Genomic DNA, 16,638 nt, shown 5'->3' with positions numbered 1-16,638 from the left:
CAAATGGTGGTCCCGGGTACATCCCTGCCCAAAGTCCGGCCTGGGCAGATCGATAATCCGCGCCTTCCCTGACCTAGGCCACCTGACTTTCAATGACCGATTTCCGAGTTCGCCGCTGGGCCGCCTGGGCGCCCGGCCTGCAAACGCAGGAAGCCTGGAACACCTGGCTGGCAGCGCCGGCCTGGCCTCTGCCAGCGGCTGAAGCCGTAGCTCCACTGGCCGAGGTGCCGGCGATGACGCGCCGCCGCATCGACCCATTGGGCCGCGCCGCATTGCAAGTGGCCTGGTGGGCCCAGGGCGAAGCGCCCACCGGGCCCGTGGTATTCGCTTCGCGCTGGGGCGAGATCCTGCGCTCGGTCGCCTTGCTGCGCCAGCTGCAGGCGGGTGAGCCGCTTTCGCCCACGGCGTTCAGCCTGTCGGTGCACAACGCCAGCAGTGCGGTCTACTCCATCGCTCGCGGCGACACCGCGAACTACGCGGCCGTTTCAGCCGGCCCTGCCAGCGCTGCAGCCGGCGTCTGCGAGGCCATCGGCCTGCTGGCCGACGGTGCGCCGCAGGTGCTCGTGGTGTCAGTGGAAACCGAGCTGCCCGAGCCCTATCAATCATTCGAACAGCATCCCGGCCCCCTGCGTGCCTGGGCCGCCTTGCTGGAACCGGCCGAGCGGGGGCTGAGCCTCCAGGCCCTGGCCGGCGAGCTGCCGGATCAGCCCGACCTGCTGCCACCCGACCTGGCAACCTTGCGCTTCCTGGCGGGCGAGATGCCGCAGTGGCGTCAGGCCAGCCCGACAGGCGGCTGGCAATGGAGCCGCCATGGCTGAGTGGTCTCTCGTGCCGGGCCGCCTCTGGCGCATCTTTGCCACGGCACTGTCGTTCGCCTGCTTCGGCGTCGGCGGGCTCTCCCTGTGGCTGATCGTTTTTCCCCTGCAAGCGCTGCTGTACCGCAGTGCCATCCGGCGCCAGCAGGCCGCGCGCACGGTGGTGCAAGCCGTGTTCCGCCTCTTCATCGGCTGGATGCGCCTGCTGGGCCTGATCCGCTATGAAGTCCACGGCGTCGAAAAGCTGCAACGCCGCGGCCTGCTCGTGCTGGCCAACCATCCGACGCTGATCGACGTTGCCTTCCTGATCAGCCTGATTCCCAACGCCAGCTGTGTCGTCAAGTCGGGGCTGGCCAGCCATCCCTGCACCCGGGGGCCGGTCCGTGCCACGGGCTACATCTGCAATAATGCCGGCGCTGATTTGTTGCTGGCCTGCACCGACGCCCTGGCGACGGGCAGCAACCTGATCATCTTTCCGGAAGGCACCCGGACGCGGCCAGGGCAGGTCATGAAGATGCAGCGCGGAGCGGCCCAGATCGCCTTGCGCGGCGGATTCGATATCACCCCGGTGCGCATCTGCTGCGAACCGCTGGGTCTTTACAAGGGGCAGCCCTGGTGGACGGTTGCAAAAACTCCGTTGCGGTTCACTATCGAGGTCGGCGACGATCTGACGTCCGCACCCACCTTGCAAGCCGCTGGCGGCGAGCACGGCCGGGCCGCGAGGCAGTTGACAGAGCGCCTGGTCCGGTTTTTCTCTGAAACCACAACGCCACCAAGAACAGTTACGAAGGGGAGTCATGCAAGCGCTGGAACAAGAGATCAAGGAACTGTTGATATCGGTTCTCCAACTTGAGGACATCAAGCCCGAGGACATCGATGCCGAGCAGGCCTTGTTCGTCGAAGGCCTGGGCCTGGATTCCATCGACGCGCTGGAACTCGGCCTGGCGCTGCAGAAGCGCTATGGCCTGAGCATGGCCGCAGACTCCGCAGAAACCCGCCGGCATTTCGCCAGCGTGCGTGCGCTGGCGCAGTTCGTCAGCAGCCACGGCAAGCTGGCCGCCTGAGCACCATCGCGAGACTGGCCATGACTGACCAAGAAATCTTCGAAAGCCTGCGCAACATCCTTGTCGAAACCTTCGACATCGAGGCTGATCGCGTCTCGCCGCAGGCCAAGCTGTACGACGACCTCGACATTGACAGCATCGATGCCGTCGACCTGATCGTGAAGCTCAAGCCCCTGGTTGGGAAGCGCCTGCAGCCCGATGCCTTCAAGGCCGTGCGCACCATTCAAGACGTCATCGATGCATTGCAAGGCCTCCTGAAGGCTGGCGCCGAAATCGACGGCAGCCCGGCGGCAGCCTGACCCCGGGCCAAGCGATGCGCTGGGCCCCGGTGCTGGCCCTGACGGCAGCGTATCCCCTCATCATCTATTTCAGCCTGGGGCGTGTCGAGCCCCGCTACCTGGCCCTGCTGCTGCTGGTGCTGGCTGCGCTGCGCTGGATGGCAGGTGGCGCGCAGCTCGTGCAGGCGCGCTGGCTGGCGCTGGCGGCCGTGCTGCTGGCTGGCAGTACCGCACTGCTCAATGCGAGCCTGCCGCTCAAGCTCTATCCCGTCCTCGTCAATGCCGTGCTGCTCGCGGTGTTCGGCCTGAGCCTCGTGCGCGGCCCGAGCGTGGCCGAGCGCATCGCGCGCCTGCAGGAGCCCGATCTCGATGCTCGCGGCCAGGCCTACACGCGGCGCGTCACCCAGGTCTGGTGCGCCTTCTTCGCCTTGAACGGCAGCATCGCGCTGGCCACCGCGCTGTGGGCTTCTGAAGAGGCCTGGGCGCTCTACAACGGCCTGATCGCCTACCTGCTCATCGGCTCGCTGATGGGCGCCGAGTGGCTCGTGCGGCGCACCCTGCGTGCCCGCAATGAACGGGCACAGGCATGACGCCAGCGCGGCGCCTGTCTGCCCTGCTGACGCTGCCGCCACCGGCCGTCGTCGGCTGGCGCCGTTGCGAGCCGGTGGCAGGCATCGATTTCCTTGCCGAGGCGGGCCGTTGGCACGAGGCCTTTGCAGCGCATCCGGGCCAGCGCTTCGCCCTCTACTTCCAGGACAGCCTGCGTTTCGCGGCGGCCCTGTTCGGGCTCTGGCAAAGCGGCAAGCAGGCCTGGCTGCCAGGCGACCTGACGCCGGCCAGCCGGCAGGCGCTGGCCGCGCAGGTGGATGCGCTCGCCAGCGACCTGCCCTCGCCCACCGAAATTTCCGCCATTGCGTGCGCTGACACCGCCCGGCCGGCCCAGGCAGCGCTCGACCCGAGTGCCTGCCAGCTGGTGGTCTTCACCTCCGGCTCGACCGGCGAACCCCAGGCCTTGCCCAAGCGGCTGTGCCAGCTGTTTGACGAGATCGACGCGCAGGAGCAGGCCTTCGGCGCCATGACCTCTGATGCCGTCGTGCTGGGCAGCGTTTCGCACCAGCACATCTATGGGCTGCTGTTCCGCGTGCTGTGGCCGCTGGCAACGGGCAGGCCGCTGCAGGCGCAACCGCTGGTGCTGCTGGAAGACCTGGCCGAACTGACGCCGCCAGGCCGTCAGGCCATCCTGATTGCCAGCCCAGCGCACCTAAGCCGCTTGCCAGCCATCGAGGCCCATGGCGTGAAGCAGGTGTTCAGCTCCGGCGCACCGCTGCCCGACGCCGCCGTGCCCGATTGCCTGAGTGTTTTCGGGCGCGCGCCCATCGAGGTCTACGGCAGCAGCGAGACCGGCGGCGTCGCCTGGCGCCAGCGCAATCCCAGTGCGCCCGCCCATTGGCAGGCCTTGCCCGGCGTGGAATGGCGAATCGAGGAGCAGCGGCTGTGGCTGCGCTCACCGCACCTTGAAGACGCCAACTGGACGCCCAGCGCCGACCGCGCCGCCGCTGTCAACGGCGGTTTCGAGCTGCGCGGCCGTGCCGACAACATCGTCAAGATCGCCGAAAAGCGCGTCTCGCTCACCGCCGTGGAGGCAGCGTTGCGAGCCTCGCCGCTGCTGGCCGACCTGCGCCTGGTGCCATTGACCGAGCCGCGCGAGCAATTGGGCGTGGTGGCCGTGCCCAGCGATGCGGGCTGGCAGCTGCATGACGAGCAAGGCCGGCGCGCGCTGGCTGAAGCGCTGCGCGCCAGTCTGGCCGATGTCGTCGAGCGGGTCGCCCTGCCGCGGCGCTTCCGTTTCCTGCCCGAGTTGCCAGTCAATGCGCAGGGCAAGTCCACGCAGGCACGCCTGCTCGCCGAGTTCGACCCGCGCCGCCCCGCGCTGCGTGCCGTCCAGGCCACCGAGACGGGCATGGACCTGAGCCTGATCATCGATGCCGGGCTGCCGCAGTTCGACGGCCACTTCACTGGCCACCCCGTCCTGCCCGGCGTCTGCCAGGTCGAATGGGCCGTGCTGTTCGGCCGCGAGCGTTTTGCCATCGTGGGCGAGTTCGCTGGCTGCGAGGCCCTGAAGTTCCAGCGCGTCATCGCGCCGGGCCGGCAGGTCACGCTCTCGCTGAGCTGGGCGCGGGGCAAGCTCGAGTTCCGCTTCCATGACGCCGCAGGCCCCTATTCCAGCGGCCGCATGTTGTTCAACTCGCCATGAAGCTGGGCGTCGTCATCCCCGTCTACAACCACGGCGGCCCGGTCGCAGGCGTCGTCGCGGCACTGCGCTCTCACGGGCTGCCGGTCCTGCTGGTGGACGACGCCAGCGAAGCCGGTTGCGCCGCCGTGCTGGATGAACTGGCACGGCAAGCCGACGTCAGCCTCCTGCGGCTACCGCAGAACCAGGGCAAGGGCGCAGCAGTCATGAGCGGCCTGCTGCAGGCCGAACAACTCGGCTGGACGCATGCGATGCAAATCGACGCCGACGGCCAGCACGACACCGGCGACGTGCCCAAGTTCGCAGCCGCCGCTGCCGACACGCCGCAAAGCCTGATCTGCGGCTGCCCCGTCTACGATGACAGCGCCCCCAGTGCCCGCCTCTACGGCCGCTATGCCACGCACATCTGGGTGTGGATCAACACGCTGTCCTTCGCGATCCGCGATTCGATGTGCGGCTACCGCATCTATCCACTGGCCGCGACGCTGCGCTGCATGCGCGGCCAGCACATCGGCAGCCGCATGGATTTCGACACCGAGATCGCCGTGCGCCTGTTCTGGTCGGGCATGCGCGTGGTCAACCTGCCGACACGGGTTCGCTACCCCGAGGACGGGGTCTCGCACTTCCGACTATGGCAGGACAACCTGCTGATCACGGCGATGCACACGCGGCTCTTCTTCGGCATGCTGCTGCGCTCACCGCGGCTGCTGTGGCGCAAGGTGGCTGCATGAGCAGCACGCGCGCGACCCGGCCCACGCACTGGGCCGCCATGGGCGAATCCACTTTCGTTGCCGGCATCTGGTTCATGTTCGGCCTGCACCGGCTGCTCGGCCGCACGATCGTGGGTCTGCTGCTGTGGCCAGTCGTGGCGGTCTACTGGCTGGCCCGGCCCGGGCTGCGTGCGCACAGCCTCGACTATCTGCGCCGCTTGAAGCCAGACTCCGGCTGGCGCGATGGCATGGCGCATGTGCGGCTGTTTGCAGAAACGATGCTGGACAAGCTGCTTGCCGTGGCGGGCCGCTATCCACTGGCTCGCGTGAAGGTACGAGGCGGCGAGGCCATCCAGGCCCAGGCGCGCAGCGGCCAGGGCGCCGTGTTCGTCACGGCCCACACGGGCTGCCTGGAGCTTTGCCAGGCATTGGCAGAGCAGGCCCCGGATCTCAAGGTCAATGTGCTGGTGCACACCCGGCATGCCGAAAGCTTCAATCGCATCCTGGCCCGGCTGAACCCGCATCGCGGCGTCGAGCTGATCGAAGTCAGCGAGCTCGACATGGGCCTGACACTCAAGCTCGCCGAACGCGTGGCGGCTGGCGAGTTCCTGGCCATCGCAGGGGACCGCGTGCCGGTGCGCGGCAGCAAGACCGTGCGCATTCCCTTCCTCGGCAGCGACGCGTCATTTCCGGTCGGTCCCTACCTGATCGCCGCCCTGCTCGGCTGCCCGCTCTACGTGATGCTCTGCCTGCATGAAGGCAGCGGCTATGCGCTGGAGTTCGAGTTGCTGGCCGAGCAGGTCAAGCTGCCCCGCCGCGCCCGCGAGGAGGCGCTGACGGAGCAGGCACTGCGCTTCGCCGATGCGCTCGCCGACCGTCTGCATCGTTCACCGCATGACTGGTTCAATTTCTACGCTTTCTGGGAACAGCCCCGCGCATGACAAGCCCAATGCCCATCGTCTTCGACGGCCAACGCCTCCGCATCGAGGACATCGTCTCGCTGGCCCATCGCCAGGCCGATGCGCAACTGAGCAGCGCACCCGGGTTCCAGGCCCGCATCCAGGCCGGTGCCGATTTCGTCGCACGCCTGCTGGCGGAAGATGGCGTCATCTATGGCGTCACCACGGGCTATGGCGACTCCTGCACCGTGGCCGTGCCGCCCTCACTGGTGCCTGAGCTGCCCCACCATCTCTACACCTATCACGGCATCGGCGCCGGCGCCTTGTTGAGCCCTGAACAGACCCGTGCCGTGCTCGGCGCGCGCCTGGCATCGCTGTGCCAAGGTCTCTCGGGCGTCAGCATCGACCTCCTGCGCCAGATCGAAACCCTGCTGAAACACGACATCCTGCCGCTGATTCCCAGCGAAGGATCGGTCGGTGCCAGCGGCGACCTCACGCCCTTGTCCTATCTCGCCGCTGTGCTGTGCGGCGAGCGCGAGGTCCGCGTGAATGGCGAAGCGCTGCCGGCAGCGCAAGCCCTGCGTGCCGCAGGCGTTGCGCCGCTGCGGCTGCGCCCGAAGGAAGGTCTGGCGATCATGAACGGCACGGCCGTGATGACGGGCCTGGCCTGCCTGGCCTTCGCACGCGCCGATTACCTGGCCCGCCTGGCCACGCGCATCACCGCGATGAACGTGCTGGCCAGCGCCGGCAACGCCCATCACTTCGACGAGACCCTGTTCGCCGCCAAGCCCCATGCCGGCCAGCAGCGCGTGGCCGAGCGGCTGCGTGAAGACCTCGCCAGCGACCGTCCCTCGCGCAACGAGCACCGCCTGCAAGACCGCTACTCGCTGCGCTGCGCACCGCACGTCATCGGCGTGCTGGAAGACGCCCTGCCCTGGCTGCGCACACTGATCGAGAACGAGCTCAACAGTGCCAACGACAACCCGCTGATCGACCCGGTCGAGGAGCGCGTGCTGCATGGCGGCCACTTCTACGGCGGCCATATCGCCATGGCGATGGACACGCTCAAGACTGCCGTGGCCAATGTGGCCGACCTGCTGGACCGCCAGCTCGCGCTGCTGGTCGACGCACGCTACAACCATGGCCTGCCGGCGAATCTCTCCGGCGCCAGCGGCGAACGCGCGCCCATCAACCATGGCCTCAAGGCATTGCAGATCAGCGTTTCGGCCTGGACGGCCGAAGCACTCAAGGGCACCATGCCGGCCTCGGTCTTCAGTCGCTCCACCGAGTGCCACAACCAGGACAAGGTCAGCATGGGCACAATCGCCGCCCGCGATGCGCTGCGCGTGCTGGACCTGACCGAGCAGGTGGCCGCGGGCATGCTGATTGCTGCACGCCAGGGCCTGGCTCTGCGCGATCGCCAGGAAGCGATGGCATTGACGCCTGCCTTGGCCGCGATGCAGGGCGAACTGGCCGAGCGGCTGCCGCTGATCGTTGAAGATCGGGCGCTGGACCGCGAACTGCGCAGCCTCGTGGAGGCAATCCGCAAGCAGGACTGGGAGCTGTATGCCTGAACTCTGGCACGAGATCGAAATCACGCCGGCCTTCCATGACCTGGACCCGATGGACATCGTCTGGCACGGGCACTACGTCAAGTACCTGGAACTGGCGCGCAATGCCCTGATGGCGCGCTTCGACTACGACTATCCGCAGATGCGCGAGTCGGGCTATGCCTGGCCCATCGTCGACATGCGGCTCAAGTACGTGGACATGCTGCCCTATGGCCGCCGCGCCATAGTGCGCGCCGAGATCGTCGAGTGGGAGAACCGCATCAAGGTCGACTACGTCATCCGCGACGCCGAGACCGGCAAGATGATCAACAAGGCCCACACCATCCAGGTGGCGTTCAATATCGCCACACGCGAGATGGAATACGTCTGCCCGCCGGTGCTGTGGCAGAAGCTGGGCGTGGAGCCGACATGAAGCGCCGCGAACTGCTGATCAGCCTGCTGCTCGCCCCTCTGCCCGTCACCATCCCAGTAGTGGCAAGCGCAGCGCCAGACCTCGCGCAGGAGGTGCGCGAGCGCCTGCAACAGCCGGAATGGCTGCGCGGCGACTTCACGCAGAGCAAGAAGGTGCCCGGCTTCGCCAAGCCCCTGGTGTCGAGCGGAAACTTCATCGCCGCGCGCGGGCGTGGCGTGGTCTGGCGCACGCTGAAGCCCTTTGCCAGCGAACTGCGACTGACGCAAAACGAGATCCGCGCCAGCCAAGGCGGCCAGACGTCGATGCGCCTGGATGCCTCGAAGGAGCCGGCCGTGCGCCTCATCACGACGCTGATGTTCTCGCTGCTCAATGGCGATGTCAGCGGCCTGGCCGAGCTGTTCGAACTCACCGGCAGCAGCCAGGGCAAGGGCTGGCAGCTGGTGCTGGTGCCCAGGAAGGGGCCGCTCCAGCAAGTGCTCAGGAAGGTCGAGCTGGAAGGCGACGGTTTCGTGCGCCGCATCCAGCTCTTTGAGGCCAATGGCGACGAAAGCCTGATCCAGCTGGCCAACCCGCGCACCGACGGCGCGCCGGAGCCGGGCCTGTTCCAGTGAGCAGCGCTGGCCAGCCACTGCGTCTGGAGCGTCTGACCCGACGCCTCGCCGGCCTGTGGCTGGTCGTGGTTCTCGCCTGCCTGGCTCACAACGCCTGGTACTGGGTCGTGCACAAGGGCGCCCCGGTCACCGATATGCTGGCCATGCTGCCGCGCGACGAACAGCGCCCCCTGGCCGCGCAGGCCACGCAAGCCCTGGCCGATGCCGGCTCCCGCCGCATCAGTGTGCTGATTGGCGGCGGCGATGCAACCCAGGCGGGCCTCGCGGCCGATGCCTTCCTGAAAGCATTGGGCGATGTGCCGGCGCGCCACCACGTGGACGATGCCAATCAGAACGCCTGGCTCAGTTTCTATGCGCCGGCGCGTGCTGGCCTGCTGTCTTCGCAGGCTCGCGCGCAGCTTTCCTCTGCGGCCACCGAGCAACTGGCCGATCAGGCCTTGGCGGCGCTGTACCAACCTGTCGGCGGGCCGCGCGTGGGCGCCTGGGCCGACGACCCCCTGGGCCTCTTCGGCCAATGGCTGGCCGAGCGCGCCCACATGAGCCGCGTGCGCATCCAGGATGGCCGGCTGATGCTGACCGACCCCGCCGCGCCCGAACACCACCATGCCCTGGTGCTGATCGAACTGCCCGGCTCGGGTTTCGAGATCGCCGCACAGCGCGCCCTCCAACCGAAGCTGGAGGCGGCCACGCAAGCCGCGAAGGTGCTGGGCGCATCGGTCACTGCTGCCGGCGTCCCGCTGTTCGCCGCGGCCGCCGCCGAGCAGGCCGAGCGCGAGATCCACACCATCGGCCTGGGGTCGCTGGTCGGCATCGTGGCGCTGACGCTGCTGGCCTTCCGCTCCCTCAGGCCGCGCCTGCTGGTGGCCTTGTCCATGGTCGTCGGGCTTGGCGTTGCCAGTTCGATCAGCCTGCTGGTCTTCGGTGAGCTGCACCTGGTGACGCTGGTGTTCGGCGCCAGCCTGCTCGGCGTGGCCGAGAACTACGGCAGCAACTACTTCAGCGCCCGCCAAGGCCTGCATGCCAGCGAACGCTGGGCCATGTTGACACGCCAGATTCCGGTCGTCAGCCTGGCGATGGCAACGACCGTGATCGGCTATGCGCTGCTCGCGCTGCCGCCCTTCCCGGGACTGCGCCAGATCGCGGTGTTCTCCGCAGTGGGCCTGGTTGCCGCCTTCGTGACGGTGCTCTGGTGGTTCCCGCTGCTCGATGGTTCGGGCCGCATGCAGCCTACGCGTTTCGCGCACTGGCTGGGCTCGCGGCGCGCGCTGTGGCCGAGTCTGGGTCGTCGCGGCATCGCGGTCTTGCTGCTGGCAAGCGCTGTCGTGGTCGCCTGGGGTGCCAGCCGTCTGCGCGTGGACGACGACATCCGACAGCTTCAATCGGCGCCCGCCTCTCTCGTCGCCGACCAGCGCGAATTCTCACGGCTGATGCAGGCACCTGGCCTGGCGCAGTTCTTCGTCGTGCAGGGCGAGAGCGAGCAGCAACTGCTGGAGCGCGAAGAAGCGCTGACGACGCAGTTGCGAGCGCTGAAGGTCGACGCCCAGGCCGTCAGCGACTGGCTGCCTTCGCTGCGCCGCCAACGCGAGGATGCGGCGCTGATGGCCCGCCGCGCCGGCGAGATGCGGCCGGTGCTTGCCGAGAAGCTCGGGCAGCCGCTTGCTGCCAGCCCGGTGCAGCAAGCCGTGATCGATCCACAAGCCTGGCTGGCCAGCCCGGTCAGCGAGCCGGTGCGTGCCCAATGGCTTGGGCGGCTCGGGCAGCTCGGAAATGGGCGCGATGGCTTCACCAGTGTCGTCCTGCTGAAGGGCGTCGACACGGCGCAGACCCGCTCTGCACTCGCTGCGCTGAAGCTCGATGGCGTGAGCTGGGTCGACAAGGTCGGCGAGGTCAGCGAACTGCTGGGGCGCTATCGGCAATTGATGACCGCGGTGCTGGCCCTGGGTTTCGTGCTGACCTGGATTGCCCTGGCCTGGCGCTTCGGCCGCTCGGCCTGGCGCGCGCTGGCGCCCACGGCGCTCGCCAGCGTGCTGACCATGGCCCTGCTGGCGATGGGCGGTCAGGTCTTGCAGCTGTTCCACATCCTGCCGCTGCTGATCCTGCTCGGCCTGGGAGTGGACTACGGCATCTTCCTGCTCGAACAACCCGGCCGCACCGAAACCCGGCCCTTCCTCTCCGTCACGCTGGCTGCAGCCTCCACGCTGCTGTCCTTTGGCTTGCTGGCGCTGTCTGGTACACCCGCACTTCAGGCCTTCGGCCTGACGCTGCTTGTCGGCGTCTTCCTCGCCTGGCTGCTTACACCGCTCTTCATGCCCCATGCTTGAGACCAAGAAATTCTCGCCACCCGGGCAACGGGCCTTTGATGCACGCTTCGAGGCTCAGAAGATCGCCTTTGGACCCGTGGTCTTCCACTGCGTGCACTACGCATGGAAGCGCGGCGTGCTGCAAGCACTGGCCGAGGCCGGGGCGCAAGGCCTCACGCTGGACAAGCTGGAAGCCACCGGCCGCTGGAGCCGCTATGCCTTGAAGCTGGTGCTGGAGTCCTGCCTGTCGGCCGGCGTGGTGCTGCTCGAAGGCGGCCGCTGGCAGCTCGACAAGGTCGGCTTCTGCATGGTCTCGGACGACATCACGCAGATCAACTTCGATTTCATTCACGACGTCTGCTACCAGGGCCTGTTCGAGCTGGAGCGCTCGCTCGATGCCGGCAAGCCCCTGGGGCTCGCGCACCTGGGCGACTGGGCCAGCATCTATCCGGTGCTGTCCGAATTGCCTGAGCCGGCGCGCTCGAGCTGGTTTGCCTTCGACCACCATTATTCGGACACCTCGTTCCCTTCCATCCTGCCCGACGTCTTCGCTACAGCGCCACGCCGGTTGATGGACATCGGCGCCAACACCGGCAAGTTCAGCCTGGCCGCGCTGGCGCATGACCAGCGGGTCGAACTCCATCTGGTGGACCTGCCACAGCAGCTGGCCGTGGCTGAAAAGAACCTCAGCGCTGCCGGCCTGCACAAACGTGCCGAGTTGCACCCCTGCAATCTGCTGGAGCCGGCTGCTGCGTTGCCAGACGGCATGGACCTCGTCTGGATGAGCCAGTTCCTCAGCTGCTTTGGCGAAGCCGAGATCGCCAGCATCTTCCAGCGCGTGGCCGCGAGTCTCACCGAGAACGGCCAGGTGCTGGTGCTGGACACCTTCTGGGATCGCCAGCGCTACGACATTGCAGCGTTCTGCCTCATCAATACCTCGCCCTATTTCACCGCCATGGCCAGCGGCAACAGCAAGATCTACGAAAGCACCGACTACATCCGCCTAGCCGAGGCGGCCGGCCTGCGGCTGCTGACGGTGCGCGACGGCATCGGCTATTGCCACAGCCTCCTGAGGTTTGCCCGCGCATGACGACCTCGATGAGTCGCCGCCTGCTGCTGCTCACCGCGCTCCTGAGCGCCTGCGCGGCCAAGCCACCAGCGCCCAGCAAGCTGCCGGCGCTGCGCCTGCCTCCGGCCGCCCTGGGCAGTGCGCGCTTCGCCTTGAGCCAGCGACTGTCCGTGACGCGGCTGGACATGGCCGATCAGCCGCCGCAGCGCGTTGATGTGCAGTTGCAGCTCGATGCGTCGGGCTTGCTGCTCGCTGCATTCGCCTTCGGCCAGCGTGTGCTGCTGATGAAGTGGGATGGCATCGAGCTCATCGTGCAGCGGCATGCGATGCTGCCGAGCGAGGTCGACGCCGAGCGCATGCTGCGCGACCTCTGTCTGACCTATTGGCCCGCAGACGCGGTGCGCGCCGCCCTGCCCGGTGGCTGGGCTTGGGTGCAGACCGCCGCAGGGCAGGAGCTGCAGCAACTCGGGCAAGCCCGGCTGGTCATCCGGCGCCTGGACGCCAACATCGTCGAAATCACCAATTCGACAGAGGGCTATCAGTTGCTGATCGAGTCGCAAGCGCAGGAGGGCGCGTGAGTTTCTTCCTGTCTACGCCGGGCATCGTCTGCGCGGCCGGCCATGATCTGGCGGCCTTGCGCGAAGCCGTGTTCGCCAGTGAGCCATCGGGCGTGGCGATGAACGATGCCGTTTGGCCCGGCCATCCGCTGCACCTTGGCGCGGTGACAAAGCCCTTGCCTTCGGTCGCGCATCTGCCGCTGGCGCAACGCAGCCGCAACAACGCGCTGCTGCTGGCGGCACTGGAACAAATCCGCGCGCAGGTCGATGTCGCCATTGCCAGCCACGGCGCAAGTCGTGTGGGCGTCGTGCTCGGCACCAGCACATCGGGCGTGGCGGAGGGCGAAGCCGCCATTGCGGCGCTCGCCCGCGATGGCGGCCTGCCAACAGGCTTTCATGTCGAGCAGCAGGAGCTGGGCTCGCCGGCAATGATGCTGGCGCAATTGCTGGGGCTTGGCGGCCCCCGCTATGTGGTCTCCACCGCCTGCTCTTCCGGCGCCAAGGCCCTGGCCAGCGGCGCGCGCCTGCTCAAGGCAGGCTTGTGCGATGCGGTCATCGTCGGCGGCGTGGATGCGCTGTGCGGCATGACGGTCGCGGGCTTCACGGCACTGGAGTCGGTTGACGCCCAGCGTTGCCGCCCGATGAGCGCCTCGCGCGCTGGCATCAATATCGGCGAAGGCGCTGCACTCTTCGTGCTGAGCCGCAAGCCCTCCGCCGTGCGCCTGTCGGGCTGGGGCGAAAGCTCGGACGCCCACCATATTTCCGCGCCAGAACCTGCCGGCCGCGGCGCACTGGCCGCCATGCGCGAGGCCCTGCAGCGCGCCGACCTGACGCCAGCGGACATCGGCTACCTGAACCTGCACGGCACCGCCACACCGCAAAACGATGCGATGGAAAGCCGCGCGGTGGCCGAACTGTTCGGCCTGGACCTGCCCTGCTCGTCCACCAAGCCCCTGACCGGCCATGCGCTCGGCGCCGCCGGCGCCATCGAGGCTGTCATTGCCTGGCTGGCTGTGGTGGGCGACGGACGCCTGCCGGTGCACCACTTCGATGGGCTGCGCGACGCCGACCTGCCGGCCATCCAGCTCGCCGCGCCGGGCCAGCGCCTGGCCAGGTCGCCGCGCCATGTGATGAGCAATTCCTTCGCCTTTGGCGGCAACAACGCGTCGCTGGTCTTGAGTCATGTCTGAGTTCCCGCCGATCAACGAGCTTGTGCCGCACAGCGGTTCCATGTGCCTGCTCGACCGCGTGATCGCCGCTGCCGGCGAGCGCCTGAGCGCCGAGGTCGTGGTGCCCGCGCACGGCCTGTTCAGCCATGACGGCGGCGTGGGCGCATGGGTGGGCCTGGAGTACATGGCGCAGGCCGTTGCTGCCTGGGCCGGCTGGCAGGCGCGCCAGCAGGGCAGCGAGCCGCGCATCGGCCTGCTGCTGGGCACGCGTCGCTACCGCTGCAATGTCGCGTGCTTCCCGGCCGGCCAGCGGCTGCAGGTCGACATCGAGCGCGGCTACCAAGCCGACAACGGCATTGGCCAGTTCGACTGCCGCATCCTGAGCGAAGGCGAAGAGCTGGCCAGCGCACAACTGAACGTGTTCGGGCCTGAAGACCCGAGCGCATTTCTGAATGGAGAGAATGCATGACAACGGTGCTCGTCACCGGTTCCAGCCGGGGTATCGGGCGCGCGATTGCGCTGCGCCTGGCCCGAGACGGCTATGACCTGGTTCTTCACTGCCGCCAGGAACGCGAGCAGGCACTGGCCGTTGCGGCCGAGATCCAGGCCCTGGGGCGTTCGGCTCGCCTGCTGCAGTTCGATGTGTCGGACCGCGAAGCCGCGGCCGCCGCACTGCTGGCGGATGTGGAAGCGCACGGCTGCTACTACGGTGTGGTCTGCAATGCCGGCATTGCCCGAGATGGCGCCTTCCCGGCGCTCAGCGGCGAGGACTGGGATGCCGTCATCCACACCAATCTCGATGCCTTCTACAACGTGCTGCAGCCGCTGACCATGCCGCTGGTGCGCCGCAAGGCAGCGGGCCGCATCGTCACGCTGGCTTCGGTGTCGGGGATCATGGGCAACCGCGGCCAGGTCAACTACAGCGCGGCCAAGGCCGGCATCATCGGCGCGACCAAGGCGCTGGCAGTGGAGCTGGCCAGCCGCAAGATCACCGTCAACTGCGTGGCGCCCGGCCTGATCGAGACCGACATGATCGATGCCGGACTGGTCGAGGAGGCATTGAAGATAATCCCCGCCAAGCGCGTGGGACGGCCCGAAGAGGTGGCCGCGCTGGTCGCATTTCTGATGGGGCCGGATGCGGCCTACATCACGCGACAGGTGATCTCTGTGAATGGAGGGATGGTGGGATGAACAAGAAGAGAGTCGTGATCACCGGCATTGGCGCGCTGTCGCCGCTGGGTCATGACATGGACACCGTGATGGACAGCCTGCGCGCCGAGAGCAACAAGGTCCAGGTCATGCAGGACTGGGCTGCCTACGAAGGCCTGAACACTCAGGTCGGCGTGCCCTGCGCGCCATTCGAGCTGCCCAGCGACCGCTACAACCGCAAGAGCATGCGCAGCATGGGTCGCGTGGCGCAGATGGCCACGCGCTCGGCCGAGCTGGCGCTGGAGCAGGCGGGCCTCATCGGCGACCCGCTCGTCAGCAGCGGCAAGCTGGGCGTGAGCTTTGGCAGCTCCAGCGGCACGCCCAGTGCCGTCGGCGACTTCGGCCGCATGATGAGCGCCAAGAGCATAGAAGGCATCAACGCCAACACCTACGTGAAAATGATGTCGCACACGGCGACGGTCAACATCGCCGTGTTCTTCGGCATCACCGGCCGCATCATCACCACCAGCAGCGCCTGCACTTCTGGCAGCCAGGGCCTGGGCTATGCCTACGAAGCCGTGGCCAGCGGCAAGCAGGTCGCCATGCTGGGCGGCGGCGCGGAGGAGCTGGATGCGACGCAGGCCGCGGTGTTCGACACGCTGTTTGCCACCAGCACGAAGTACAACAACCAGCCGCGCCTGACGCCGCGCCCCTTCGACGCGGATCGCGATGGCCTGGTGCTGGGCGAAGGCGCCTGCACCTTCGTGCTGGAAGAGTACGAGCACGCCAAGGCGCGCGGCGCCACGATGCTGGGCGAGATCGTCGGCTACGGCACCAACTGCGACGGCACGCACGTCACCCAGCCACAGTCCACGACCATGGCCGGCGCCATGAAACTCGCCCTGGAAGATGCCGAGCTGCCCGCCAGCGCGATCCCCTACGTCAATGCGCACGGCACGTCCACCGACCAGGGCGACGTGGCCGAGAGCCAGGGCACGCATTCGGTGTTCGGCAGCCAGGTGGCCATCTCCTCGCTGAAGAGCTATATGGGCCACACCTTGGGAGCATGCGGCGCGCTGGAGGCCTGGATGACGCTGGAGATGATGAAGGCGGGCTGGTTCGCGCCGACGCTCAACCTCGGCCGTGTCGACCCGCGCTGCGGCGAGCTCGACTACGTGCGCACCGGTGGCCGCAAGCTCGAGACCGAGTACGCGATGAGCAACAACTTCGCCTTCGGCGGCATCAACACATCGCTGATACTGCGCCGACTCTAAATTTCCAGTGAATCCCAGAACCAAAGGAAGCTGACCATGCTGCGTCGCCTTGTTTTCACCACCCTTTCTGCCCTGCTGATCGCCGGCCCGGCTGCCGCGCGCGACACCGTGCTGCACATCCCGCTGGCGGATGTGCTGGCCATGCCCGAGGCCCAGGCCAAGCTCGACCCGAACGTCAAGTTCTACCTGGCGGGCCAGGAGACGCCCAAGGTCCTGAAGCGCTTCGCCACCGATGTCAGCAACCCCAAGACCAATGGTTTCGGCAAGAGCGACGAGTTCGGCTGCAAATGGGCAGCGCTCACCGCGCTGATCCGCCTGCAGGAATCAGCCAAGCGCGAAGGCGGCAATGCGGTGGTCGACATCGTCAGCTACTACAAGAAGGTCGAATACAAGAGCGCCACCGACTTCGAATGCCACGCAGGCGCCATCATCATCGGAGTGGCCCTCAAGGGCACCTACGCCAAGGTGGCCGACTGAGCCACACCGGCCGGCCCTCGAGCAGCGCGACA

Annotated in this window: 19 protein-coding genes; all 19 read left to right on the top strand. The window is 67.5% G+C overall.

The features are described 5' to 3' along the window. Positions 1-92: 92 nt before the first annotated feature. The 19 genes from ABT392_RS02845 to ABT392_RS02755 are packed head-to-tail and all read left to right on the top strand — an operon-like array spanning position 93 to position 16,606. Positions 93-818, top strand: a complete 726-nt coding sequence (locus tag ABT392_RS02845) for a beta-ketoacyl synthase chain length factor (protein WP_395386676.1) — start codon at positions 93-95, stop codon at positions 816-818. Then, positions 811-1,668, top strand: coding sequence for a lysophospholipid acyltransferase family protein (locus ABT392_RS02840; protein WP_395386677.1), 858 nt, complete (start codon positions 811-813; stop codon positions 1,666-1,668). The genes ABT392_RS02845 and ABT392_RS02840 overlap by 8 nt, the downstream gene beginning before the upstream one ends. Next, positions 1,613-1,879, top strand: coding sequence for a phosphopantetheine-binding protein (locus ABT392_RS02835; RefSeq protein ID WP_395386678.1), 267 nt, complete (start codon positions 1,613-1,615; stop codon positions 1,877-1,879). Before ABT392_RS02840 ends, ABT392_RS02835 begins: the two co-directional genes overlap by 56 nt. 20 nt (positions 1,880-1,899) lie before the next feature. Further along, positions 1,900-2,178 carry an acyl carrier protein gene (locus tag ABT392_RS02830; RefSeq protein WP_395386679.1) on the top strand — a complete coding sequence of 93 codons (279 nt, stop codon included), beginning with the start codon at positions 1,900-1,902 and terminating at the stop codon, positions 2,176-2,178. Positions 2,179-2,192: 14 nt separating this feature from the next. Then, positions 2,193-2,747: a COG4648 family protein gene (locus ABT392_RS02825; RefSeq protein WP_395386680.1), complete on the top strand. Its 555-nt coding sequence runs from the start codon at positions 2,193-2,195 to the stop codon at positions 2,745-2,747. Beyond that, positions 2,744-4,411: an ApeI family dehydratase gene (locus tag ABT392_RS02820; protein ID WP_395386681.1), complete on the top strand. Its 1,668-nt coding sequence runs from the start codon at positions 2,744-2,746 to the stop codon at positions 4,409-4,411. Before ABT392_RS02825 ends, ABT392_RS02820 begins: the two co-directional genes overlap by 4 nt. Continuing rightward, the gene (locus tag ABT392_RS02815; RefSeq protein ID WP_395386682.1) at positions 4,408-5,139 is read left to right on the top strand and encodes a glycosyltransferase family 2 protein; all 732 of its coding nucleotides are present in this window, start codon (positions 4,408-4,410) and stop codon (positions 5,137-5,139) included. The genes ABT392_RS02820 and ABT392_RS02815 overlap by 4 nt, the downstream gene beginning before the upstream one ends. Continuing rightward, entirely contained in the window at positions 5,136-6,059 is a 924-nt protein-coding gene (locus tag ABT392_RS02810) for an LpxL/LpxP family acyltransferase (protein WP_395386683.1), read from the top strand. Before ABT392_RS02815 ends, ABT392_RS02810 begins: the two co-directional genes overlap by 4 nt. After that, on the top strand, positions 6,056-7,591 hold the full coding sequence (locus ABT392_RS02805) for an HAL/PAL/TAL family ammonia-lyase (RefSeq protein WP_395386684.1): 1,536 nt from the start codon (positions 6,056-6,058) through the stop codon (positions 7,589-7,591). Before ABT392_RS02810 ends, ABT392_RS02805 begins: the two co-directional genes overlap by 4 nt. Next, a complete protein-coding gene (locus ABT392_RS02800; RefSeq protein ID WP_395386685.1) occupies positions 7,584-8,000 on the top strand; it encodes an acyl-CoA thioesterase in 417 nt (138 codons plus the stop codon). Before ABT392_RS02805 ends, ABT392_RS02800 begins: the two co-directional genes overlap by 8 nt. Further along, positions 7,997-8,611, top strand: a complete 615-nt coding sequence (locus ABT392_RS02795) for an outer membrane lipoprotein carrier protein LolA (protein ID WP_395386686.1) — start codon at positions 7,997-7,999, stop codon at positions 8,609-8,611. Before ABT392_RS02800 ends, ABT392_RS02795 begins: the two co-directional genes overlap by 4 nt. Then, complete coding sequence (locus ABT392_RS02790) at positions 8,608-10,932, top strand: MMPL family transporter (protein ID WP_395386687.1); 2,325 nt, start codon at positions 8,608-8,610, stop codon at positions 10,930-10,932. The genes ABT392_RS02795 and ABT392_RS02790 overlap by 4 nt, the downstream gene beginning before the upstream one ends. Beyond that, the gene (locus ABT392_RS02785; protein ID WP_395386688.1) at positions 10,925-12,001 is read left to right on the top strand and encodes a class I SAM-dependent methyltransferase; all 1,077 of its coding nucleotides are present in this window, start codon (positions 10,925-10,927) and stop codon (positions 11,999-12,001) included. The genes ABT392_RS02790 and ABT392_RS02785 overlap by 8 nt, the downstream gene beginning before the upstream one ends. Next, the gene (locus tag ABT392_RS02780) at positions 11,998-12,558 is read left to right on the top strand and encodes a DUF3261 domain-containing protein (RefSeq protein WP_395386689.1); all 561 of its coding nucleotides are present in this window, start codon (positions 11,998-12,000) and stop codon (positions 12,556-12,558) included. The genes ABT392_RS02785 and ABT392_RS02780 overlap by 4 nt, the downstream gene beginning before the upstream one ends. After that, the gene (locus ABT392_RS02775; protein WP_395386690.1) at positions 12,555-13,727 is read left to right on the top strand and encodes a beta-ketoacyl-ACP synthase; all 1,173 of its coding nucleotides are present in this window, start codon (positions 12,555-12,557) and stop codon (positions 13,725-13,727) included. The genes ABT392_RS02780 and ABT392_RS02775 overlap by 4 nt, the downstream gene beginning before the upstream one ends. After that, positions 13,720-14,175 carry a hotdog family protein gene (locus tag ABT392_RS02770; protein ID WP_395386691.1) on the top strand — a complete coding sequence of 152 codons (456 nt, stop codon included), beginning with the start codon at positions 13,720-13,722 and terminating at the stop codon, positions 14,173-14,175. Before ABT392_RS02775 ends, ABT392_RS02770 begins: the two co-directional genes overlap by 8 nt. Continuing rightward, positions 14,172-14,897, top strand: a complete 726-nt coding sequence (locus ABT392_RS02765) for a 3-ketoacyl-ACP reductase FabG2 (RefSeq protein WP_395386692.1) — start codon at positions 14,172-14,174, stop codon at positions 14,895-14,897. Before ABT392_RS02770 ends, ABT392_RS02765 begins: the two co-directional genes overlap by 4 nt. After that, on the top strand, positions 14,894-16,129 hold the full coding sequence (locus tag ABT392_RS02760; protein ID WP_395386693.1) for a beta-ketoacyl-ACP synthase: 1,236 nt from the start codon (positions 14,894-14,896) through the stop codon (positions 16,127-16,129). The genes ABT392_RS02765 and ABT392_RS02760 overlap by 4 nt, the downstream gene beginning before the upstream one ends. A 36-nt stretch (positions 16,130-16,165) precedes the next feature. Beyond that, complete coding sequence (locus ABT392_RS02755) at positions 16,166-16,606, top strand: excinuclease ATPase subunit (protein ID WP_395386694.1); 441 nt, start codon at positions 16,166-16,168, stop codon at positions 16,604-16,606. The last annotated feature ends 32 nt before the right edge of the window (positions 16,607-16,638 follow it).

The sequence above is a fragment of the Paucibacter sp. JuS9 genome (genome assembly GCF_044043925.2).
Classification (GTDB): domain Bacteria; phylum Pseudomonadota; class Gammaproteobacteria; order Burkholderiales; family Burkholderiaceae_C; genus JAUASW01.
The sequence above is the reverse complement of the archived record's forward strand: the minus strand, read 5'-3'. Positions and strand labels throughout refer to the sequence as shown.